The sequence below is a fragment of the Dactylosporangium cerinum genome (assembly GCF_042653625.1).
In the GTDB taxonomy this organism is placed as follows: domain Bacteria; phylum Actinomycetota; class Actinomycetes; order Mycobacteriales; family Micromonosporaceae; genus Dactylosporangium; species Dactylosporangium cerinum.
Genome location: NZ_JBHSIU010000010.1, coordinates 404,656 through 426,399, shown reverse-complemented (window position 1 = coordinate 426,399; position 21,744 = coordinate 404,656). Strand labels below are relative to the sequence as shown.

Annotated in this window: 23 protein-coding genes; 9 read left to right on the top strand and 14 right to left on the bottom strand. The window is 74.0% G+C overall.

The window, feature by feature from the left end; translation table 11 throughout:
- Position 1 precedes the first annotated feature (1 nt).
- Together ACFPIJ_RS08365 and ACFPIJ_RS08360 are read right to left on the bottom strand one after the other, a co-directional pair.
- The gene (locus ACFPIJ_RS08365) at positions 2-541 is read right to left on the bottom strand and encodes a DoxX family protein (RefSeq protein WP_380114085.1); all 540 of its coding nucleotides are present in this window, start codon (positions 539-541) and stop codon (positions 2-4) included.
- A gap of 156 nt (positions 542-697) precedes the next feature.
- A complete protein-coding gene (locus ACFPIJ_RS08360) occupies positions 698-1,063 on the bottom strand; it encodes a DeoR/GlpR family DNA-binding transcription regulator (RefSeq protein WP_380114084.1) in 366 nt (121 codons plus the stop codon).
- A gap of 3 nt (positions 1,064-1,066) precedes the next feature.
- Between ACFPIJ_RS08360 and ACFPIJ_RS08355 the strand changes: the two genes are divergently transcribed.
- The gene (locus ACFPIJ_RS08355) at positions 1,067-1,381 is read left to right on the top strand and encodes a hypothetical protein (protein ID WP_380114083.1); all 315 of its coding nucleotides are present in this window, start codon (positions 1,067-1,069) and stop codon (positions 1,379-1,381) included.
- 12 nt (positions 1,382-1,393) lie between these two features.
- On the opposite strand, the gene ACFPIJ_RS08350 is transcribed toward ACFPIJ_RS08355, so the two are convergent.
- The 4 genes from ACFPIJ_RS08350 to ACFPIJ_RS08335 form a co-directional block, all read right to left on the bottom strand.
- Positions 1,394-2,656, bottom strand: coding sequence for a vWA domain-containing protein (locus tag ACFPIJ_RS08350; protein WP_380114185.1), 1,263 nt, complete (start codon positions 2,654-2,656; stop codon positions 1,394-1,396).
- Positions 2,657-3,012: 356 nt separating this feature from the next.
- Positions 3,013-4,227 carry an AAA family ATPase gene (locus tag ACFPIJ_RS08345; protein ID WP_380114082.1) on the bottom strand — a complete coding sequence of 405 codons (1,215 nt, stop codon included), beginning with the start codon at positions 4,225-4,227 and terminating at the stop codon, positions 3,013-3,015.
- A gap of 39 nt (positions 4,228-4,266) precedes the next feature.
- On the bottom strand, positions 4,267-5,598 hold the full coding sequence (locus tag ACFPIJ_RS08340; protein WP_380114081.1) for a hypothetical protein: 1,332 nt from the start codon (positions 5,596-5,598) through the stop codon (positions 4,267-4,269).
- An 80-nt stretch (positions 5,599-5,678) separates the two neighbouring features.
- Positions 5,679-5,858: a LuxR C-terminal-related transcriptional regulator gene (locus ACFPIJ_RS08335; RefSeq protein ID WP_380114080.1), complete on the bottom strand. Its 180-nt coding sequence runs from the start codon at positions 5,856-5,858 to the stop codon at positions 5,679-5,681.
- Between ACFPIJ_RS08335 and ACFPIJ_RS08330 the strand changes: the two genes are divergently transcribed.
- The gene (locus tag ACFPIJ_RS08330) at positions 5,842-6,084 is read left to right on the top strand and encodes a hypothetical protein (RefSeq protein ID WP_380114079.1); all 243 of its coding nucleotides are present in this window, start codon (positions 5,842-5,844) and stop codon (positions 6,082-6,084) included. The genes ACFPIJ_RS08335 and ACFPIJ_RS08330 overlap by 17 nt on opposite strands.
- 9 nt (positions 6,085-6,093) lie before the next feature.
- Positions 6,094-6,765, top strand: a complete 672-nt coding sequence (locus tag ACFPIJ_RS08325) for a DUF4253 domain-containing protein (protein ID WP_380114078.1) — start codon at positions 6,094-6,096, stop codon at positions 6,763-6,765.
- Here the strand turns inward: ACFPIJ_RS08325 and ACFPIJ_RS08320 are convergent.
- Together ACFPIJ_RS08320 and ACFPIJ_RS08315 are read right to left on the bottom strand one after the other, a co-directional pair.
- Positions 6,750-7,829, bottom strand: a complete 1,080-nt coding sequence (locus ACFPIJ_RS08320) for a tetratricopeptide repeat protein (protein WP_380114077.1) — start codon at positions 7,827-7,829, stop codon at positions 6,750-6,752. The genes ACFPIJ_RS08325 and ACFPIJ_RS08320 overlap by 16 nt on opposite strands.
- 3 nt (positions 7,830-7,832) lie before the next feature.
- Positions 7,833-8,015: a hypothetical protein gene (locus ACFPIJ_RS08315; protein ID WP_380114076.1), complete on the bottom strand. Its 183-nt coding sequence runs from the start codon at positions 8,013-8,015 to the stop codon at positions 7,833-7,835.
- A 179-nt stretch (positions 8,016-8,194) separates the two neighbouring features.
- Here ACFPIJ_RS08315 and ACFPIJ_RS08310 point away from each other — a divergent pair, with 179 nt between their 5' ends.
- A complete protein-coding gene (locus tag ACFPIJ_RS08310) occupies positions 8,195-9,397 on the top strand; it encodes an MFS transporter (protein WP_380114075.1) in 1,203 nt (400 codons plus the stop codon).
- Between the two features lie 337 nt (positions 9,398-9,734).
- Positions 9,735-11,465 carry a helix-turn-helix domain-containing protein gene (locus tag ACFPIJ_RS08305; protein WP_380114074.1) on the top strand — a complete coding sequence of 577 codons (1,731 nt, stop codon included), beginning with the start codon at positions 9,735-9,737 and terminating at the stop codon, positions 11,463-11,465.
- A gap of 7 nt (positions 11,466-11,472) precedes the next feature.
- Here the strand turns inward: ACFPIJ_RS08305 and ACFPIJ_RS08300 are convergent, their stop codons facing one another.
- From ACFPIJ_RS08300 to ACFPIJ_RS08290, 3 genes are read right to left on the bottom strand one after another with little or no spacing between them, the layout of a single operon-like run.
- Positions 11,473-12,339: a hypothetical protein gene (locus ACFPIJ_RS08300; protein WP_380114073.1), complete on the bottom strand. Its 867-nt coding sequence runs from the start codon at positions 12,337-12,339 to the stop codon at positions 11,473-11,475.
- 22 nt (positions 12,340-12,361) lie between these two features.
- Positions 12,362-13,018 carry a response regulator gene (locus tag ACFPIJ_RS08295; protein WP_380114072.1) on the bottom strand — a complete coding sequence of 219 codons (657 nt, stop codon included), beginning with the start codon at positions 13,016-13,018 and terminating at the stop codon, positions 12,362-12,364.
- Positions 13,015-14,253 carry a sensor histidine kinase gene (locus tag ACFPIJ_RS08290; RefSeq protein ID WP_380114071.1) on the bottom strand — a complete coding sequence of 413 codons (1,239 nt, stop codon included), beginning with the start codon at positions 14,251-14,253 and terminating at the stop codon, positions 13,015-13,017. Before ACFPIJ_RS08290 ends, ACFPIJ_RS08295 begins: the two co-directional genes overlap by 4 nt.
- 122 nt (positions 14,254-14,375) lie before the next feature.
- On the opposite strand from ACFPIJ_RS08290, the gene ACFPIJ_RS08285 reads away from it, so the two are divergent.
- From ACFPIJ_RS08285 to ACFPIJ_RS08275, 3 genes are all read left to right on the top strand, one after another.
- Complete coding sequence (locus ACFPIJ_RS08285; RefSeq protein WP_380114070.1) at positions 14,376-15,572, top strand: serine hydrolase domain-containing protein; 1,197 nt, start codon at positions 14,376-14,378, stop codon at positions 15,570-15,572.
- Between the two features lie 94 nt (positions 15,573-15,666).
- Positions 15,667-15,795, top strand: a complete 129-nt coding sequence (locus tag ACFPIJ_RS08280) for a hypothetical protein (protein ID WP_380114069.1) — start codon at positions 15,667-15,669, stop codon at positions 15,793-15,795.
- A complete protein-coding gene (locus ACFPIJ_RS08275) occupies positions 15,792-16,742 on the top strand; it encodes a DUF1152 domain-containing protein (RefSeq protein WP_380114068.1) in 951 nt (316 codons plus the stop codon). The genes ACFPIJ_RS08280 and ACFPIJ_RS08275 overlap by 4 nt, the downstream gene beginning before the upstream one ends.
- A gap of 8 nt (positions 16,743-16,750) precedes the next feature.
- Here ACFPIJ_RS08275 and ACFPIJ_RS08270 read toward each other — a convergent pair whose 3' ends face one another.
- The gene (locus ACFPIJ_RS08270) at positions 16,751-17,950 is read right to left on the bottom strand and encodes an FAD-dependent monooxygenase (protein ID WP_380114067.1); all 1,200 of its coding nucleotides are present in this window, start codon (positions 17,948-17,950) and stop codon (positions 16,751-16,753) included.
- 131 nt (positions 17,951-18,081) lie between these two features.
- Between ACFPIJ_RS08270 and ACFPIJ_RS08265 the strand changes: the two genes are divergently transcribed.
- Positions 18,082-19,077: a TetR/AcrR family transcriptional regulator C-terminal domain-containing protein gene (locus ACFPIJ_RS08265; protein ID WP_380114066.1), complete on the top strand. Its 996-nt coding sequence runs from the start codon at positions 18,082-18,084 to the stop codon at positions 19,075-19,077.
- Between the two features lie 13 nt (positions 19,078-19,090).
- Here ACFPIJ_RS08265 and ACFPIJ_RS08260 read toward each other — a convergent pair whose 3' ends face one another.
- Entirely contained in the window at positions 19,091-20,761 is a 1,671-nt protein-coding gene (locus ACFPIJ_RS08260; RefSeq protein ID WP_380114065.1) for an insulinase family protein, read from the bottom strand.
- On the bottom strand, positions 20,758-21,708 hold the full coding sequence (locus ACFPIJ_RS08255; RefSeq protein ID WP_380114064.1) for a hypothetical protein: 951 nt from the start codon (positions 21,706-21,708) through the stop codon (positions 20,758-20,760). Before ACFPIJ_RS08255 ends, ACFPIJ_RS08260 begins: the two co-directional genes overlap by 4 nt.
- Positions 21,709-21,744 lie beyond the last annotated feature (36 nt).

Below are 21,744 nucleotides of genomic sequence, written 5' to 3'. Positions count from 1 at the left end.
CTCAGAACTGGGTGTGGGTCATGGTGTACCAGGTCGGGACGAACGTCGTCAGCACCATCAGCACCAGCACCAGCACCGACGTGAGGGCGCGCCGGTTGGTGAGCGGCTCGGGTGCGACGGGCCGCAGGTTCCATCGACCGGCGGCGAGGAACGCGGCGACCGCCCCGAGGACCACGGTGGCGGGCACCAGGGCGTACTCGCCGCGCACGACGTGGAACCCGGCGGCGAGGAGCATGGTGAGCGCGAGTCCGGCGCCGGCCAGCGGCGTGAGCTTCGGCGTGACCCGGGTGAGTGCCGGCAGGATGAGGCCGATCCCGCCGAGCACCTCCACGACGCCGATGAAGACGATGAGGGGCTGGGGCACCGCGGCGTACCAGGCCACGGCCCGGGGCGCTTCGGCGTAGAGGGTCGCGTCGTAGAGCAGGACCTTGCCGAAGCCGCTACCGGCGAAGAAGAAGCCCCACATGATCTGCAGTGTCCAGAGGACACCGTTGAGGGTGAACCAGGACTTGCGGGTGGTGCTGACGGCCTGGGCGTTCATGGCGTGTCTCCTGTGTGTCGTCCGGGGTGTTGCTGACAGGAGGTATCCGACCATCGCGGGGTCGGGGTCCGCGCCGTGCGTGGGACACCGTGGGACACCGGAAACGCGGCCGACCAGCGCGGACATGACCGTGTGCCGTGGCCGCGCGCTGGGACGTCAGCCGCCGGGGGCGGTGGCGGCGATGACCAGGCGGCCCGCGTGGTCGGTGAGCGCCACGTACGCGTCGTCGGTGAGCCGGTCGTCGGTGATGACGACGTCCGCCTCGTCGAGGCCGGCGACGGTCGCGATGCCGGTGACCCCCCACCGGCTGTGGTCGGCGAGGACGACGAGCCGGCGGGCGGAGGCGACCAGCCGCCGGTCGACGCCCGCGGCGGCGAGGCTGCCGGCGGTGAAGCCGGTCCGGACGGTCATGCCGTGAGCGTCGAGGAACAGCGCGTCGACGTTGAGCCGCCCGGCGGCGGCCTCCGCGACCGGGCCGACCAGCGCACCGGACGCCTCCCGGACCCCGCCGAGCAGGATCACGGTGTGCCGGGACGCACCCGCGTGCAGGAGGCCGGCGACCCGCAGGTGCAGCCGTTCACGCTGCCGCTGTCGGTGGTGGTCCCGGCCGGGTTCGACGAGGCGCGGCTGGCCGACAGTCTCCAGTGGACGGTGCGGGCGCAGACCGTGCTCGGGCCGGTGGAGTTCCGCGGCCGGGGCAACCACGCGAGGGTGACGGTGACCGACGGCGGGCAGGCGACCCCGCCGACGGTCTGGACCATGCAGGCGGCCCTGATCGTCGGCGGGGAGACCCACCTGAGCAACGAGGTGACCCTGCAGGTCTACGCCACGACTGTCTGATGTGGACGAGCACTATCCGATGGTGACGACGTGCGCCCAGTCCGGCGGCTGCTCCGGCACGTAGTCCTCGTCGTCCTCGTCCCAGGAGCCGGCGCGGGGAAAGAGGCCGACGACCGTGCGGCACTGCGGGCGGGCCGACGGCCACGGTGTCTGCCCGTCGGTCAGGACCACGACGACGTCGGGCCGGGGCGTGGTGCGCAGCGCCCGCTCGAACCCGGCGCGCAGATCCGTGCCGCCGCCACCGATCAGCGGGATGCCTTCGGCCCGGCACAGTGGGTACGCCACCCCGGCCGCCGCGTCGCACGACATCACCCGCACCAGGTCCCGGCGGCCGCCGACGGCCCGGCCGATCGCGGCGACCTCGAGCAGCGCGCCGCCCAGCTCGGCGTCGCTCACCGACCCTGACGTGTCGATGATGACGCAGACCTGCGGCGGGCGGCGGCGCAGGCTCGGCAGCACCACGCCGGGCAGGCCCGCCGAGCGCCGCGCCGGCCGCCCGTATGTGTAGTCGTCCGCCCCGGCGGCCCCCGCCGCCGAACGGACGGCGGCGCCCAGCAGGTCCCGCCACGCCTGCGGCGGGTGGAACGCCTCCTCCGCCCAGCGCCGCCAGCCTTTCGGGACGTCGCCGGGGCGGGCGTTGATGCCCTGGGCGACCCGGAAACGGACCGCGTCCAGCTCGTGGCCGCTCAGCCCGTGGGCGCCGTCCTCACCGAGGTCCCAGGGCCGTTCGAGGCCGTCGGCGCCGCTGCCGCAGTCCAGCCAGACCAGGCCCGACGTGCCCGGGCCGAGGCGGAACTGGCGCAGGTAGTCCTCCATCAGCTGCCCGTCGTCCAGCCCCAGATCCTGGGCGGAGATCGCACCCTCGGGGCGGGCCAGGCCGTCGCCGTACACGTCGTCGTTGATCTCGAAGTCGGCGGCGATGTTCATCCGCAGCCGCTCCCCCGGCCCGGTCAGGTCCCGGTCCAGCGCCACCCGGTCGCCGCGGCCGTGGTGGTCGCGCAGCAGGTGCGAGACCTCGTGGACCCACACGCCGGCGAGCTCCTCGACCGGGGTCCGGGCCACGAACGCCGGCGACGCGTAGCACCGCCAGTGCCGGTCGACGGCCATCGTCGGCACCCGCCGCGACTCGACCGCGTGCAGCGCGAACAGGGCCGTCGCGAGGTACGGCCGGGCCCGGGCGGCCTGCAGCCGGGCCGCGAACAGCTTGTCGAAGTCGAGCCCCGGCACTGCCGCCTCCGGTGCTGCGGTTTCCGGTGCTGCGGTTTCCGGTGCCATGGGCAGCTTGTCGAAGTCGCGACCCGGCGCCGCCGTCTGCGGTGCCATCAGCCCGTCACCGCCACCGCGAACAGCGAGACCCGGCGCCGCCGTCTGCGGTGCCATCAGCCCGTCACCGCCACCGCGAACAGCGAGACCCGGCGCCGCCGTCTGCGGTGCCATCAGCCCGTCACCGCCACCGCGAACAGCAAGTCCCGGCGCCGCCGTCTGCGGCGCCATCAGCCCGTCACCACCGCCGCGAGCAGCTTCGTCGAGGTCGAGTCCCGACGCTGCCGTCTGCGGCGCCATCCGCCCGTCACCGCCGCCGCGAACAGCTTTGTCGAGGTCGAGTCCCGGCGCTGCCGTCTGCGATGCCATCAGCCGGTCACCGCCGCCGCGACCCGCGCCGCCGCCCGGTCGGCGCGCTGGGACAGGGCCACCGCACCGGCCAGCCGCTCGATCACGTCGGGCACGTCCCAGTCGGCGCGGCGCAACGCCGACAGGGTGCTCGCGGGGACCACCACCAGGTCCGGCGCGCCGGTGTCCAGCGCGCGGGCCAGGATCGCCCACGCCGCATCCCACCGGGCCTTCTCCGGGCGCTTGCGGACCGCCTCGACGACGCCGTCCAGGACCGCCTGGCGCAGGTCGCCGCGGTCCGGCAGGCTCGCCGCCGCCGGGTCCGCGAGGAGCGACTCGGGATCCGGCAGGTCCATCCGGTCCAGGCCGGCCAGCAGTTCCAGGCCCGGCCCGTCGCCGACCGTGCCGCGCACCAGCATGGACAGCACGTCGCGGGACGTGCCGGCGGCGGTGGCGAACGCGGTCAGCCGCAGCGCCATGTCCCAGCTGCGCGGCGACGGCCACGGACCGCCGCGGCGCGCCTCGCTGCCCGGCAGCTGGTGCACCAGCCGGGGACGGGCGGCGAGCAGCCCGCACACGGCGCGGCGGGCGAACGCGACCGCCGCACCCAGCCGCTGCGGGTCCAGCCGCGGCAGCGAAGCGCGGGGCCAGGTCCCGCCGAGGCCACGGACCACGACGTCGTGGTCGTGCGCCCACTGGAGGTGGACGAACCGGTTGGCGAGCGGCGCGCTGAGCTCCCAGCCGTCCGCCGCGGACGACCGGGGGTTCGCGGCCGCCACGATCCGCACGCCCGGCGGCAGCCGCAACGCGCCGACCCGCCGCTCCAGGACCAGCCGTAGCAGCGCCGCCTGGACCGCCGGCGGCGCGGTGGACAGCTCGTCGAGGAACAGCAGGCCGCGACCGGCACGGACCAGGCGCACGGCCCAGTCCGGCGGGGCCATCGGCACGCCCTGCACCGCCGGGTCGTCGCCGACGACGGGCAGCCCGGAGAAGTCCGACGGCTCGTGGACGCTGGCGATGACGGTGGTGAGCGGCAGGTCGAGCGCCTCGGCGAGCTGGGTCAGGGCGGCGGTCTTGCCGATGCCGGGCTCGCCCCACAGCAGGACCGGCAGGTCGGCGGCGACCGCGAGGGTCAGCGCCTCCAGCTGTGGGTCGGTGCGCGGTTCGGTGTCGGTGTCGTGCAGCAGGGCGAGGAGGTCGGCGGCGACGTCGAGCTGGTCGGCGAACGTGGGCATGAGGCATCACCTTTTGAGGAGTCGAGGCAACGGGAAACGTCAGCGGGACGACGTGCGGTGCCGGCGCGACCGGGAGCCGCGGCGGCCGTCGTGGTATTTCGGTCGTGGACCACCGGCCAGTCCGGCACGGTAGAGCCCGTGCGCGACCTGGCGTTGCGCCGCGGTCTCCAGCTCGTCGCGCAGCGCGCCGTGGCGCAGCACCGCGTCCGGGCCGAGCAGCGCCTCGACGACGGCGAGGGCACCGGCGGCGTCGCCGTGGTCGAGGAGGGCCCGCACGTCGGGGAGGCACTCCGGCCGGCGGTGCGCCTCGTCGATCGCCTGCAGGCACGGTAGCGGGGTGCCACCGAGCGCCGCGAGCAGCTCCTCGCGGCGGACCTCGGCCGGATCGTGGTCCAGTGCGACGAGCACGCCGGCCACCAGGCCGATGCGGTGCCGTTCGCCCCGGCACGCGACCACCCGCGGCGCACCCGGCTGGCTCGGCCGTGACGCACCCGGCCGGGCCGGGTCCAGCCGTGCCACGTCCGGAGGCACCGCGCCTGTCGGTGGCGTATCCGGTACCAACGCTGCAGTGACAAGCGGATGCAGCCGGTCCGCGTCGAGCAGTCCGGCCCGCAGCAGTTCCACGTCGGGCAGGACCCAGGTCGCGGCGTCGGGCAGCACCGGCCCGCGCACCGGCGCGCCGCTGACGACGCCATGAGGGTCGACGGCCACACGATGGCGGGCGCCGAGCCGCACGGTCACCGCGCCCCCGGGCAGCCCCTCGGCGTGCAGCAGGAGCGCGGCCTCCGCGGCCCACCGGTCCACGGCATATCCGGATCCCGGTGGCGCGCCGGACAGCGTGCCACCACGACCGGCCCTGGACCGCAGTTCGCCGGAGCGGCGCGCGTCCCAGAGATGCCGGTGCAGGTCGAGCCGGAACCGCTGATCGGGATGCGGATGCGGATGCGGTACGCCGCCCCGCGCCGAGCCGTCCCAGAGCGCGAGGCTGATCCTCTGGCCGGCGTCCGCCCAGGCCGGCGGCGTGCGGGCGACGAGGTGCACGCCATCGGGGTCGTAGCGGGCCAGGGACACGGTCAGTCCTGGCCGCAGCAGCCCGTCCGGAGCGATCCGCGGCATGTGCCAGCGCAACAGGTCCGGTGCCAGGTGCCGCAGGTCGGCGCGGATCCGTGCGGACAGCGTCGCGCCGCCGGCCCGGGCCACGGCCCGCAGGTCGAGATCGACGTCGACCCGTGCCGCGGCGCACGCCCCGGCCCAGTCACCGGCATGCCGGCGGGCGGTCGCTGACTCGATCATGGAGCGCGGCACGGCGAACTCGCGCACGCGCAGCCAGAGGGTGCGGCGGGATTCCCCATTCGCGTCGAGTGAATGCATCAGCACTCACTTCGAGCGGACGGGACCCCCAATCTGTGACATGAGGTAGTCATCGGCGGGAGCATAGCACCATCGGCGGGTCAGGGCCGGTGCCCGTGAGCGGCACGCAGGTGCGCGAGGACGGCCAGGACGCGACGGTGTCCGTCCTCGGTCTCGGCCAGGCCGAGTTTGATCAGCAGGTGCCGCACGTGGCCCTCGACGGTCCGCTCGCTGACCACGAGCCGGCGGGCGATCGCCGGGTTGTTGAGCCCCTGCGCCATCAGCTGGACCGGCTGGCGGCGCTGGGCCCCGCTCGCCGTCGGCGCCTACGTCTTGGCCGCGCTCATGCCGGTCATGATCGGCTCGGGTGGCCCGCCGGCGCCGGCCGCCCTGTGGACCATCGCCGGCTGGGACGCCCTGTGGTCCCTCGTCGCCGTGGCGGCACTGATCCGTCCGTCCACTGTGGATGCCTGGCCTCGGACCCCGGTCAGTTCCGGCGTCGATTAACATTCGGCGATGGACGAGCTGCTGCGCGCCGCCGGTCTGGCGGACGCGTCGACGCGCTGGCACGAGGTCGACGGCGAGCGGTTCGTCGTCGTGCGGCTCGACGGCGGGTTCGAGCAGGCGCGGCAACGGATCCGCGCCCTGTCCACGGCGCACTATCCGGTGCTGACGGACACCACGCACCTGGACCGGGACTTCTTCCGCGTCGACGGACACCCCAGCACGCCCGCCGACGTGCTCCGCCGCGCGGAGACCGTCGACCTGGACGCCCACGTCGCGCAGTGGCGAGCACGGCAGGAGAGCCTCGGCACGGGCGACGAGGGGTACTTCCTCGACGGCTACGACGTGACCACCTTCGGCACGCCGGAGTGCCTGGCGATCCTGCCCCGGCCGGAGCCGTGGGCCGCGTTCGCCTATGTCGACGCGTACGGTGGCCTCGGCCTCCCGCCGGAGCTCATGGTCGCGGCGGCCCGCCGGTGGCACGAACGGCACGGCGCCGAGCCGACGGTGATCGGTCTCGCCACCGGGTTCACGGTGGACCGCCCGCCGATGAACCTGGTGGACGCCGAACGGCTCGCCGCCGAGCACGTCAGCCTGGCCGGGATGACCGCGAGGACAGCCGTCCGCGCGTACGCGAGGGCCCTGACCGAACTGGACCACTGGACCCTCTACGAACGCCCCTGAAGGAAACCCGCCACGGAGACCAGCACCGGATGGTCCCCGGCGACCCGCGGCGCGAGGATCCGGTGCGCTTCCGCCGCAAGGGCCTGGGCGTGCCCGCGGTCGGCGGCCAGCGCGGCCAGGTTGTTGAGCGTCAACGCGACCTCGGGATGTTCGGGGCCGAACGTGCGACGCTTGCCGTCCAGGACGCGGCGGTACAGCTCCTCGGCACCCGCCGGGTCGCCGGAGCCGGCCAGGACCGCGGCCAGGTTGTGCTGGTTGGTGAGCACGTCCACGTGATCCGGTCCGTGCCGGTCGGTGAAGTACGCGATCGCCCTGCGCAGCAACGGCTCCGCCTCCGCGTGGTTGCCGCGGGCCTGCAGCAGCGCCGCGAGGTGCGCCTCGTCGGCGACCACCGCCGGGTGGTCCGCCGGGAACGCGGCGCGGTGCAGGGCAAGGGAACGGCGGGCGTACGCCTCACCCTCGACCAGATCGCCGCGGCTGTGCGCGAGCCCGGCCAGGTTGTGCCAGACCGGCGCGAGCACCGGATCGTCGGGCCCGTACGCCGTTTCCAGCACGGCCCGGACCGTGGCGTAGCGGTCCCGCGCGTCGTCGAGCCGGCCGGCAAACTTGTACAGCACCCCGAGCTCGTTGTGCAGCGGCACCATCTCCAGGTCGGTGCGGTGCGGCGCGGCGTCGTCGCAGGCGCTGCGGTACACCGCCTCGGCCTCGGGGTAGCGGCCCTGCCGCCGCAGGTTGCCGCCGAGGCCGACGGCCGCCTGGACGCGCAGCCGCAGCAGCACGTCCGGCTGCGACGGCAACGCGTTCATGATGCCGGCGGCCCGGCGGTGGTGGGCCTCGGCCGACCGGTGTTCGCCGAGCTCGTCCAAGGCGCTGCCCAGCAGGGTCAGCACGTTGGCCACGTCGGGACTGCCGGCACCGGCGTGCGCCTCGAGCACCTCGAGCGCACGCCGGCACAGGTCGACGACCCGCGGGTAGCGGTGACCGTCCCAGGCCGCCAGGGCCAGGTCGTGCAGGGCGACCGCCGCACCGGCGGGATCCACGGTCTGCTCCGCCACCCGGGTCACCGGTCAGACCAGCCGGACGACGGCCTGGCTGTGGTTCCAGCTCAGTCCCCGCAGGGAACCCACGGCCTGGCTGTGGTTGCTCGTCAGACCCCGGGCCGCGGTGACGGTCTGGCTGTGGTTGGTGGCGAGGCCGTCGGCCCGCACCTGGGTGCGGACGGTCGGGGCGGCGGCGGTCGAACGGTCCATCGAAGGTCTCCTTGATGTCGATTTCGTGAGGCCCGCCGGGTGCTTCCCGACCGGGCTCCAAGAGCGTGCCCGGCGCCGCTTGGCCCGAACTTGGGACCGACTTGGAGCCCGGCCCCAAGCGTCCGGCAAGACGCCGGACCCACACTCTGCCGACACCACCTGACGGTCAGGAGCAGACGATGCACAACACCCGGCTTCCGGCGGCGCTGAGACTGCTGCTCTTCGGCGACGTCGTGTCGGCGGCCGGGATCGGACTGACCCAGCCGTACCTGCTGATCCTGCTGCACTCGGTGAAGGGCGTCCCCCTCGCCACCGCCACCGCCATGACGTCGCTGCTCGCGCTGGCGAGCTTCCCCGGCAACTGGCTCAGCGGCGCCCTCGCCGACCGGTACCACGGCCACCGGGTCATGACCGGCGGCCTCGTCACGACCGTCTGCGGGCTGGTCCTCGTAGCCACCGGCGAGCATCCGCTGCTGCTCGGGTGCGCCGTCGCCGCGGTCGGGTTCGGCTGGTCGGTGACGCTGCCCGCGTATGCGACCCTCATCGCCGGCCTGGTCCCCGAGGCGGCCCAGGGCCGGACGTTCACGCTGCAGTTCGCCCTGTTCAACGCGGGCATGGGCGCCGGGTCCGCGGCCGGCGTCCTGGTCACCTCCGGCAACCTCACCGCGCTGTGGTGGGTCGCCGCCGCCACGTGCGTGGTCGCGATCGGTGCGGTGCGGCGGTCGTACGCGTCGCACATCAGGACACCGCTGCCGACGCCAGGCGCTTCGGAGCCTTCCGCGGCCGGCTACCGGTCGCTGCTGGCCGACCGTTCCCTACTGCGGGTGCTGCTGGTCGCGCTGCTGACGTCCGCCGCCGGCTACGGCGTCTACAACGCGGGGCTGCCGCTGCTCGCCGTCACCGGCGCCGACCCGCGTGCCATGTCGTGGGCGAGCGTCGCCAACTGCCTCACCATCGTCGCCGGCCTCCCCCTCGCGCTGCGCGCCGGCGCCCGCCTGCGCCCGCCGCACCTGATCGCCGCGGCAGCCGCGGTGTGGTCGGCCGCTTGGCTGCTGTGCCTCGCCGAGGCCTCTGGTCACGTCGGCCCCGGCACCCGGGTCACCCTGCCGCTCGCGGCCGTGCTCATGGGCGCCGGGGAACTGCTGCTGGCGGGTGCCCTCCCGGCGATGGTCAACGCCCTCGCCCCTCCGGCGCTGCGCGGGCGGTACAACGCCGCCCTGACCCTCGCGATGACGTCGGGCATGTGGGCCGGACCCCTGCTCGCGGCGGCCGCCACGGCGCTCGGCCGGGTCTCGCTGCTGTTCGTTGTGGCGGTCGGGCTGTTACTCATCGTCATCGCGCTGGTACGCCGCCCGGCGCCGGTCCCCCAGCCCGTGGCATAGCCGGGTGAAATGCGGTGCACGGCGCTGAGCGCGTCTGGGGCCGCAACACCGATGTCCTCCCTTCACCACCGGCCAGGCGAGCCCACCCCCGGGCCCGCCTGGCCGGCTGACTGTGTCCGCCCCGAAACACCAGTGACCGGACGCCCCCGATGACGTGCCCCCGGTCACCGCCGTCGCGGCGGTGGCGGCAGTTTGCCAATTTCCGCGATCGGGGCGCCAGGGTGCGGCGCAAACTCGGGACGCTGGGATGCCATCCTCGTGCTGACCTGCGGGGATGTGCGGCCGCTGGGACGGTCGGTAGGATGCTGCCCCCGACCCCTGTGGAGAGAAGACGGCGATGCCGCACCACCCCGGCGACCTTGCCGACCTGCTGACCGAGCTCAAGGACCGCAGCGGCCTGAGCCATGCGGTCATCGGGCAGAAGGTCAACCTGAGCAAGTCGGCGGTGCACCGGTTCATCGCCGGGCGCGCCGTGCCGCACGACTTCGGCACGGTGGAGCGGATCGCCCGGGCGTGCGGCGCGGACCGGGCCGAGCTCGACCGGCTGTACCCGCTCTGGACGGCCGCGCTCAAACAGGCACCGGCGGAAGCACCGGAACCAGCGGAAGCACCGGAAGCAGCCGAAGCACCGGAAGCAGCCGAAGCGGCTGAACCGGGCGAATCGCCAGACCAGCGCGAAGCAACCACAAAGGGCGAAGCCACAGCGCCGGCTCTGGTCGTACCGGCGAAAAACGGAAAATGGCGAACCGCTGTGCTCGCCGGGCTGGCCGCCGCGCTCCTGGTGGCCGGGACGGCCGTGGTGACGCGGATGATCGACAGGTCCGGACCCGCACCCGAGCAGAAGGCGCCCACGGCCGCGGCGCCGCAGTGGATCAGCGGGCCGACCTGGACGATGCCCGCCCAGCCGGTGCCGGCGGAGTACTTCGGCGTGACGATCAACAGCTCGACGGGGCACATGCCGGGGTTCACGACCGGGGCGGTGCGGCTGTGGGACAGCGAGACGACCTGGTCACTGCTCCAGCCGGCCCGGGACCGGTTCGACTGGACGATCCTCGACCGGCTCGTCGACGGCGCCCGCAGCCACGACCTGCCGGTGCTGTTCGTGGTGGGCGGCACGCCCGCGTGGGCGGCGCCGGACGGCAAGCTGTCGGTCTACCCGGACGGCGCGCGGTCGGCCCCGCCGGACGACCTGGCGGTGTGGGACGCGTTCATCGGCGCGCTCGTCGACCGGTACAAAGGCCGCATCTCCGCCTATGAACTGTGGGTCTTCGCCAACGATCCGAGAATGTACTCCGGCTCGATGGAGACGCTGGTGGAGATGACCCGGCGGGCCAACGCCGTCATCCGCGCCGCCGACCCGAAGGCGGTCGTGGTGTGCCCCGGGATGGGCAACCTGTGGACCGCCGAGGGGCAGCAGGTGCTGCGGCGGTTCGCCGAGCTCGGCGGGTATCAGTACTGTCACGCCGCCGGGATCAAGCTGCACCAGCGCTCGGCGGAGGACCCGCCGGAGATGATGCTGGAGCTGACCGCGCTGATCGGCCGGCTCTTCCAGGAGATCGGCGTGCACCCGCCGCTGTGGAACACCGGCACGACCTACGAGATCCCGCTGCAGGGGCACCTGGACGGCGACCGGGCCCGTGACTACGCGGTGCGGTTCTACCTGGTCGGACTGCTGGCCCGGGCGACCGGCCTGGAACGGATGTACTTCTACAACTGGGGCGGCACGAAGATCCCGATCGTGCTGCAGCCGGACCAGGGCGCCCCGACGGAGGCGGCCCTGGCGGTGCAACAGTTGCAGCGGTGGGTGGCCGGCGCGCAGATCAGCGGCTGCGGGACCGGTCAGGCGGTGGGGCTGCCGCAGTACGTGTGGCAGTGCGAGTTCGTCGTGTCGACCCCGGAGGGCAACCGGCGGGCCCTGATCCGCTGGACCCACGCGGGGCCGATCACGCTGCGGGCCGAGGCCGGCGCGGAGGCGGTGCTGCGGCTGGACGGCACCACGGAGCAGGTCAGCGCGGGCGCCGAGATCACGCTCACCGGGACGCCGGTGCTGATCCGCTACCGCCTGTGAGCTGGCCTCAGCCGTTGCGGTGGTGCTTCTTCACGAATGTGTAGCCGGGCGGGAGCTCGGCGTCGTCGAGCTCCTCCTGCTCGACGGTCCGCTGGTGCAGCGACAGCTGCCGCTCCGACGGCTGGGCGCCGGGCGGGAGCTTGCGCAGGAAGCCGTTGACCCAGTGCTCGCGACGGTCGGAGCCCTCCCCGGCGGGCTCGTCCGGGTGCGGGCCGGGCTCGACCAGCGGGGCGTAGAGCAGCATCTCCGCCGCCGCCTCGCCGTCGACCCCCGGGTAGGACGGGTGCCCGGTCGCGTCCACGCTGCCGACGACGCGGGTGACGTGGCCCTCGCGGAGCAGCTGCGCGACGGCGTTGCGGAGCAGGAACGCGCCGCGGTCGCCCCGGCCGAGCCGGCTGCGCTTGAGCAGGTCCGCCTCGGCGAACACGGCGCTGCCGTCGTCGAAGACCCGGCCCAGGTGCCGCACCGTGTGCAGCACCTTCGACCAGTTCGCCTGGCCCGGGACGTGTTCGCGGGTGACGACCTTCGGGTCGTACTCGTGGAAGTAGGCGGCCCCGTCGACCCGCAACGGCTCGTCGAGGGGCGCGGTGCGCACCACGACCTCGTCCTTCGTGGGCCGCCACACGATGGTGAGCAGCACGCCGGGTCGCAGGTCCGCCGGCCACTCGACGCCGTGGAACTGCCACTCGACGTCCTGGCGCAGCGCGGCCTCGAACACGTGCCGCTCGGCGGTGACGCCCTGGACCCGGTGCTCCAGGGCGACCGTGACGGTCTCGCGGTGCCGCAGCACCTCGACGCACTCCTCCGGCACCGGGCAGAGGCCGCCGGCGAGGTCCGCCCGTCGCAGTGCCAGTCGTCGGCTCACCTTCCCCATGATTCACCTCCGCGTCCCGGACCTACACCCCGGGTCGGATCAGGCCGGATTCGTACGCGTGGACAACGGCCTGCACGCGATCGCGCAGGTCGAGCTTGGCCAGCACGCGGCTGACATGGGTCTTGACGGTGCCCTCGGTCAGGTGGAGGCGGGCGGCGATCTCGAGGTTGGACAGGCCGCGGGCGATGAGCGACAGCACCTCGCGCTCGCGGTCGGTGAGGGTGTCCAGTGCGGTGCCCGACGGGGCCGGTGCCGGGCCGGTGCCGATGTGACGCTCCAGGAGGCGGCGGGTCACGCTGGGCGCCACGACCGCGTCGCCGCGGGCGACCACCCGCACGGCGGAGAGCAGGTCGGCGGCGAGGGTGTCCTTGAGCAGGAACCCGCTGGCCCCGGCGCGCAGCGCGGCGTAGACGTATTCGTCGAGGTCGAAGGTCGTCAGGACCATCACTCGGGTGTGGAAGCCGGCGGCGCAGATGCGGCGGGTCGCCTCGACGCCGTCGACGTCGGGCATCCGGATGTCCATCAGCACCACGTCCGGGCGCAGGTCGAGGGCCATCGCCGCGGCCCGCGCGCCGTCGCCGGCCTCGCCGACGACCTGCATGTCGTCGGTGTTCTCCAGGATCATGCGGAACCCGGTGCGCACCAGCGCCTGGTCGTCGGCTACAAGCACCCGGATCACCCGCCCCACCCCGCAAGGGGCAGGGTCGCGCGGACCGTGAAGCCGCCGCCCGGCCCGGGTGCCGCGGTGAGCCGGCCGCCGAGCAACTGGACGCGCTCGCGCATCCCCCGCAGCCCGTTGCCGCCGCCGTCGTGGCCGGCCGGGCCGGGCCCGTCGTCGCTGACCTCGATGCCGACCTCGGCGTCGCCGTAGGAGACGACCACCGTGGCGGTGGCGCCGGTTGCCGCGTGCTTCATGGTGTTGGTCAACGCCTCCTGCACGATGCGGTACGCCGACAGGTCCGTCGACGACGGCAGCGGCGCCGGCTCGCCCTCGACGCGCAGCCGCACCCGCGTGCCCGCCGTGCGCACCTGGGCGAGCAGGGCCGGCAGCTGGGCCAGCCCCGGCTGCGGATGCCACGCGTCGTCCACCTCGCCCACCGCGGCCAGGACGCGACGCATGTCGGCGATGCAGTCGCGTCCGGTCCTGACGATCGCGGCCAGCGCCGCGTAGGTGTCCGCGGGCCGCCGGTCCAGCGCGGCGGCGCCACCCTGCGCCTGGATCACGATCACGGACAGGCCGTGTGCGACGACGTCGTGCATCTCCCGGCTGATCCGGCCGCGTTCGGCCGCCACCGCGAGCGCCGCCTGCTGGTCCCGCTCCCGTTCCAGGTCCTGGGCCCGGGCGTGCAACTGATCGAGGTACGCCCGGCGGCTGCGCGCGCCCGAGCCGACCGCCCACGACGCGACGAGCACGGAGGCGATCACGGACAGGCCGCCCCACGGGTTCGTCCCGCCTCCGCGGACGGTTGCCCCGTCCCGCCCGGCGGCCGGCTCCGGCAGGTGGCTGACGTGGAAGTCCAGCGTCGGCAGCCCGGGCACCGGCCGGCCGTTGAACGCGTGATACCCGCTCCAGCCCGTGACGAGCAGCAGCAGACCCGCCAGCCCGGCGGCCGAGACGACCCTGGGACGGCGGGCGGCGACGGTGTACAGCAGGACCAGCACACCCAGGTCCACCACCATCGGCGGCACCGCCAGCGCCACATGCACCGCGGCCGCCAGGACAACCAGGCCCAGCATCGGCAGCGACCAGCGGCGCCGCAGCGAGACGGCCAGCAGGGCGAGGGCCGTGGCGACCCACCACCACACGACCGTGCCGGGGCCGACCGCGGCCACCATGTGATGCGGGTTGTTCACCAGGACGCAGGCCGCCAGCATCCCGGCGGCGAGCGCGGCGTCCTGCCCCAACTCCCTCATAGTCCTTCGAGGGTACGGTCCGGACCGCGGCGGGCACGTCCCTCGCGCGACAGATCTGCGGGGGCCCGGGATACCTCTCACGACAGATGCGCGTAGCGCGGCTCGCGCCCCAGGGTTGGCCCATGACACAACATGCATCGTCGACCGGCCACCCGGTGAGCCGGCGCGCCACGCTCGGCCTGCTCGGTGCGGTCCCCCTGGCCGCGGGCGGGGTCCTCGCCACGGCCGGACCGGCACACGCCGACGCACCGGCCGACCTGCGCCCCGGCGGCGCCTTCGACCGGTTCGTCGCGCGGCTGGCGGCCGAGGACGCCTTCTCCGGGACCGTCCTGCTGCTGCACCGGGGACGCCGGGTCCTGGCACGGTCCTACGGCATGGCGAACAAGGAACGGTCCATCGCCAACGGGCCGGACACCGCCTTCGCGCTCGGCTCGATCACCAAGCTCTTCACCGCCGTCGCCGTCGTCCAGCTCGTCCAGCAGGGCAAGGTGTCCTTCCACGGCACGCTCGGCACATACCTCGACGGGTTCCCGCCGGACGTCGCCGGCACGGTCACCGTCCACCACCTGCTCACTCACACCTCCGGGATGGGCGACTACATGCAGAGCCCCGGGTTCTGGGCGCAGGCACCCACGTGGAAAAGCATCGAGCAGGCGTGGGACGGCATCATGGCGTTCGTGCGCGGGGGTGCGCTGGCCTTCCCGCCCGGCGCCGGCCATGCCTACAGCAACTCCGCCTACCAGGCCCTCGGCGCGATCGTCGCGAAGGTCTCCGGCCGGTCCTACTACGACTACGTCCGCGAGCACATCTTCCGGCCGGCCGGCATGACCGGCTCGGACTTCTTCACCGTGCCGCAGTGGCGCGACGATCGGCGCATCGCTCGCCCGTACAGCTCACAGCAGTCCGCAGCCCGCGTCGACGCGCTCGACCGGCACATCTTCGTCGGCTCGCCCGCCGGGAACTCCTTCTCCACCGCCGGGGACCTGGCCCGCTTCACCGCGGCCCTGCTCGGCGACGAGCTGCTCAGCCCCGCGTACACCCGGTTGGCGCTGGGCCCGAAGGTGCCGATCGCGCCACCACCTCCCCCGCCGGGGCTGCCCCCGCTGGTCGCCTTCGAGACCTACGCGCCGCTCGCCGTCCTCACCGGTGGCCAGTGGGCGGTCGGGCATAACGGCGGCGCCCCGGGCGTCTCCACCGACCTGGAGTGGTACCCCGACTCCGGCTGGGTGACGGTGCTGCTGAGCAACTACGACCTCGGGATGCGCAGCGCTGTCGCGCCCGTCAACGCGCTCGCGCAGAAGCTCATCACCCGGCCGTAGCGGGTCGCTCGTCGCCGACTTGGATCCGCACGCCGGTGAACCCGGCCATCGACGGATCTCCTCGGCGACCAGGTAGTGTGCACAGTCGATGGGCATGAGCTTCACGATGGCGATCGCCGGCGCCGGCGACGGCGCCGCGCGGATCGGACGGCGGCTCGACGGCGCCGAGGTCACCTTCGACGACCGGGCCCTGCGCCTGCTGCGCGCCGGGTTCGCCGCATGACGTGGCGGCTGCCGTTCTTCGAGGCCCTCGACGGCGCCGAGCGGATCCTCATCGCAGGTGCCGGCGGCGGATTCGACGTGTACGCCGGGCTGCCGCTCGCCCTGTCGCTGCGCGACGAGGGCCGGACCGTCCACCTGGCGAACCTGTCGCTGGTCAACCTGTACGAGCTGGCCAAGGACGACTGGCTGGAGCCCGGCATCGCGGCCGTGACCCCGGACACCGCCGGCTACACCGATTACTTCCCGGAGCGGACCCTCGCCCGGTGGCTGGCCCTGCACCGGTTGCCGCCGACCGTCTACGCGTTCCCGCGCACCGGGGTCCGGCCGCTGCGGTCCGCGTATCGCCGGCTGGCGAAACGGCTCCGGCTCGACGCGATCGTCCTGGTCGACGGCGGCACCGACATCCTCATGCGCGGCGACGAGGCGGCCCTGGGCACCCCGGTCGAGGACGCGACCAGCCTCGCCGCCGTCAACGCCACGCCGGTGGCGACGAAACTGGTCGCCGCGATCGGCTTCGGCGTCGACGCGTATCACGGCGTCAACCACGTGCAGGTCCTGGAGAACATCGCCGCGCTCGACCGGGCCGGCGCGTACCTCGGCGCGTTCACGGTCCCGTCCCACGGCCAGGAGGCGGCGCTCTACCGCGACGCCGTCGCCCACGCCCGGGCCGCCACGCCGAAGCGCGCCAGCATCGTCAACGGGCAGATCGCCGCGGCCCTCACCGGCGCCGTCGGCGACGTCTCCGTCAACGGCCGCACCTTCACGACACCCCTGTTCGTCAACCCGCTGATGGCGATGTACTTCACCTTCGAGCTCGCGGGCCTGGCGGCGCAGTCGCTGTATCTGGACCGCATCCGCGGCACCGACGACATGCTGCAGGTCAGCCACCTCATCGAACGGTTCCGCGACGAGATCACTCCCAGGCCGCGGACCATGTTCCCGCACTGACCTCGGCGTCAGCGGGCCCGCAGGGGTGGGGTGTAGTCCGGCAGGTCGATCGCGCCGGCCTTGGCGAACTGCCCGGCGAGGAGCTGGCGCATCGGCCAGCGCAGCATCATCCGCATCGACAGCGACCGGAGCCGGATCATCGTCGCGCTCCGCGGCGCGTACCCGCGCATGCCGCCCGGCGGCAGTTGCGTGCCCGCGGCCACGTACGCCGCCAGCCGGTCCTGATAGGCGTCGCACGCGGCCGGGACGTCGGCGGTCCCGGCCAGTTCGCCGGCGAGGACGTACGCACCCACGAGCGCGATGCTGGTGCCCAGGCCCGCGAGCGGCGAGCCGCAGTAGCCGGCGTCGCCGAGCAGCACGACCCGTCCCCTGGTCCAGCGCTCCACCCGCACCTGGCTCAGGGCGTCGAAGACGAAGTCGGTGGCCGTCGGCATCGCCTCGAGCAGCGCGGGGACCCGCCAGCCGGCCCCGGCGAAGCGCTCGGTCAGCAGCCGCTGCTGCTCGTGGGCCGGGCGCAGTTCGAGGCCGGGCTCGGCGGAGGCGAAGCCCAGGTAGGCCTTCGCGGTGCCGCCCCGCTCCGGCCGGATGCCGGCTGTCACGCCGCCCGGCGCGTTGTACATCAGCACCCAGTGCTCCAGGTCGCCCGGGTCCGGGACGCTGAAGTAGGCGATGTAGCCGCCGAGTGGCCGCACGTAGGACGCTTCCGGGCCGAACGCGAGCGCGCGGACCCCGGAGCGGACGCCGTCCGCGCCGACGACGAGGTCGTAGTGCTCCGTGCCGCCACTGGCGAAGTCGACGGCGACGCCACCCTGCGACGGTTGCCGCAGTGCCGTGATCCGGTCGCCGAACCGGTATTCGACGTCGTCGCGGGTCGCCTCGTGCAGGATCGCGGCCAGGTCGCCGCGCGGCAGCTCGATCTCGGCGATGAAGCCCTCACCGCCGAACGCGTCGGCCGCCATTGCGGAGGTCCGCCGGCCCTGGGCATCGACCGTGGCGATGCCGCGCTCGTCGACGCGGGCCGCGCGCACCGCCGGCATCAGGCCCATCCGGTCGACGACGGTGCGGGCGGCGCCGCGGATGTCGACCGCCTGCCCGCCGGGGCGCGGGGCGGCCGCGCGTTCCACGACGGTCGCGGCGATCCCGTGCCGGTGCAGCCAGAACGCCAGCGCCGGGCCCGCGATCCCAGCTCCGGAAATGAGCACCCGCATGTTCGGCTCCGATCGTTGTGTACTGCGTACGACGTAACGCCAGCAGGCTATCCATGCTCAGGAAATGCTGGCAATCGCTACTAGTACACCTGGGTAGAACGCCAGGCCGGGCGGTCTGGTGTACTAGTACCGTGACCGACCCCGAACCGCCCTACCGCCAGGTCGCCGCGGACATCCGCCGGCGCATCGAGACCGGGGACCTCGCGCCCGGCGACCTGGTGCCGTCCGCCCGGCAGATCACCCGCCAGTGGGGCGTCGCGATCGCCACCGCGACCAAGGCCCTGGCGGTCCTGCGGCGCGACGGCCTCACGACGGTCAGGCCGGGCATCGGCACCGTCGTCACCGGCGCCGGACCCGTTGCCCGCCGCCGCAGCGGGCCGGAGCGCCGGGACGGCGTCGAGCTGACCCGGGCCCGGATCGTGGCCACCGCGATCGGCATCGCCGACACCGAGGGCATCGCGGAGGTGTCGATGCGCCGGATCGCCGCCGAGCTCGGGGTGGCGACCATGTCGCTGTACAGCCACGTGCCGAGCAGGGACGACCTCACCCTGTTCATGATCGACTTCGCGGTCGGCACGATGCCGCTGCCGGTCCCGCCGCCACCGGGCTGGCGGAACCGGCTCGAGCTGGCCGCGCGGCTGCTGTGGCGGGTGTGCCGGCGGCATCCGTGGCTCGCGCCGACGATGTCGCTGACCCGCCCCCAGCCGGCGATGAACGGGCTCCGGTTCACCGAGTGGGTCCTGGCCGCCCTCGACGGCACGCCGCTGTCAATGACCGACCGGCTCCACGTCCACCTGCTGCTGTTCAGCTACGTGCGCGGCCTCGCCACGGGTCTCGAGGCCGAGGCGGACGCCCAGCGGGAGACCGGGATCACCGGCAACGAGTGGATGGACCGCGGCTTCGGCGGCGCGGAACTGCCGCCGGACGTGCCGATGTTCCAGCGGCTGGTCGAGCTCGACACCTTCGACCTGGACCTGGACCGGCTGTTCGGATTCGGCCTGGACCGCCTCCTCGACGGCCTGGCCGTCTACTTCGACACCCGGGCCGCCGCCACCGAAGACGCCCGGGTCACCACCGAAGGCGCCCTCGACGCCACCGAAGGCGCCCGCGACGCCACCGCCGGGTAGGACGCCGGCGGGGTCAGTGCCGGCTGCGCCAGAACGTTCCGGCGAGCACGGCGGCCACGGGCACCATCGGCCACGACCGCAGCCCGATCGCCAGGGTGATCGCAACCACGCCGCCCAGCCCCAGCAGCGCCATCCCCACGATCCGGCCCGCCCCGCCGCCGAACAGCGCCGAGGCGTTCACCCGGGCCCGCAGCCGCAGCCGGCCGCGGCTCAGCCGGGACCGCAGCCCGACGGTGCGCGACGGGCGCGGGATGTCGCCCGGGTCGCGGGCCGGCAGGTCGACCACGAGCCGCGCCGGGATCGCCGCCTCGATCGCGGCGAGGACCGCCGCGGGCAGCGGGAAGACCGTCGGCTCGAGGTGGACGAAGATGCCGTCGGCGCCGAGCAGCCGGCGGCCGCCGTCCGGCCAGCGCAGCAGGGCGACGCAGTCGGCGAACAGGACGGTCGCCGGACCCGCCGGTGCGACGATGCTGACCCCGTCCTCCGCGCACACCACGGCGGTCTCGGCGTCCACTTTGGACCGGAACCGCTTGCCGAGGACGCTGAACCGCGACAGCTGCGGGGCCGGCTCGAAACCGGTCGGCGGCAGCTCGATCCCGCGGGGCAGCATGAGCAGCGCGGAGTCGAACACGTCCCGGGCCACCTCGCGGACGTCCGCGGCGGTGACCTGGCGCAGTTCGTCGGCGAATTCGGCCACGGTGCGGCTGGCGAATCCCGTGAGCACGTCGACCGCCCGCTGCGGCAACCACTTCGCGTCTGCCGCGGAATCGTCCAGGGCCTCCAGTTCCAAGGCCCGGATCGCGTCCAGTTCACCGGCGTCGAGGCCGGTGTCCCGCAGGCGGCGCAGCTGCGCGGCGCACGCCTCGACGACCGCCTCGGCGTCGCCGTCGCGGGTGTCGGCGACGGCAGTGATGGTAGCGGTCGGGCGGCCGGCGGTGCTGTAGTCGGCCGCGACGGTGTAGGACAGGCCCCGCTCCTGGCGCAGCTCGCGGAACAGCGCCCGCTCCAGGGCCCTGGTGTAGACGACGGCGGCGGCGCCGCGCGGTGCCACCGCGTCCAGGACCAGCACGGGCCCACCGCCGGGGAACACGGCCGGCGTCAACGGCAGCGCCGACGACGCGGGCGGCAGCGGGCGGCGCGGGCCGTCGGGAAGGTCGAGCCGCAGCCCGGCGGGCACCTCGGGGGCGGTCAGCCACAGCACCGCGTTGCCGCGGGTGAAGCGGGTGGCGGCCCACTCGGTCACCTGCTCGGCGGTGAGGGTGTGGATGCCGTACTCCGGGAGGCTGACGAGCCCGTAGTCGCGGGCGCCGTGCCGCCAGAACGGCAGCGACAGGTTGACCGGGTTGCCCCGGCCGGCGGCCTCGCTGCCGATGAGCTTGCGCTCCACCGGCAGCCGGTCGACCGGCAGGGCGCGCAGCCCGGCGCAGACCCCGTGCAGGAACTCGGTCACCGCCTCGGGCGTGCCCTGGGTGACGAACTGCGTGATGGTGGCGCCGGTCATCCCGTTGTAGTGGTAGTCGGCCACGCCGTGCCGGTGCAGCACGAGATGCTCGACGAGGTGGGTGATCCCGGCCGTGGCGGCGGTCTCGTCGGCGACCCCGACGCGGAACACCAGCCCGGCCCGCAGCGGCCCCGCCATCGGGGTCAGCAGCACCGGCACACCGTCGACCTCGAGCGCGGTCATCGGACACCCGCCGTGCGGCCCGCGTGCCGGAAGTCCGACCGCCAGTTGTTGCTCATCTGCTCCCACCCGTACGGCGCCATCAGGTTGCCCAGCCGGGCGAAGTGCTGTGCGGACCGGGGCAGGTCGCCGCCCTCGTACAGGGCGAACGCGAACGCGCTGTGTGCCCGTACCCACCCGTGCTCCTGCTCGAAATCCCCGTGCAGCACGGTGCGCGCCGCCGCGGCGGCGATCTCGTCGCGGACCTGGCGCCTGCTGAGGTAGTCGCGGATCCGGAAGAGGCGGTCGTCGGTGAAGGCCCGCTCGATGTGCGCGTTGGCGACCACCGCACCCGCGAGGGTGCCGGGTTTCCCCGCCTTCAGGCACTCCCGCGCGAAGTCCTGGACGGACTTGATCGATCCGCCCCACTTCGGGCAGAGGTTCTGGATGAGGTGAGCTTGCGCGGTGTACGGGACGTCGCAGTGCTCGGCGGCCCGGTCGTACCTGCGGCGCGCCTCCTCGGGTGCGAAGCCCATCGCCCTGGCGGTGACGATCCGCTCCGTCCACGCGGCGGCGTTGCCCGGCTCGATGGCGACGGCGTCGGTCAGCAGCCGCTCGGCCCGGTGGATGTGGTCGTGGAAGACCCTCCACTGTGCCGGGCTCACGTTCGCCGCGTACGCCGACGTGCGCGCCTTCCAGCCGAGCACCACGCACCGGACCCCCAGCAACGTCCTTGCGAGGGACGAGTCGCGGTCGGTGTCCACGGCCCGCTGCAGGAACCGTTCGGCACCGTCGACGTCGGCGACGACCCGCACGGCGACGGCGTGGTCGGCGCGCGGCGGCAGCCCGTCGAAGTGCGCCACGACACCCGGCCAGTCCCCGGCCTTCGCCACCCGGCGCAGGACCGCCAGGTCGGGCGAGTGCTCGGCGTCACTGGTCCGCAACGGCCTCAGCTGATCAAGCAGCAACACGGCGGGGATCATACGGCCGGGGCCCGGTGCTGTCCG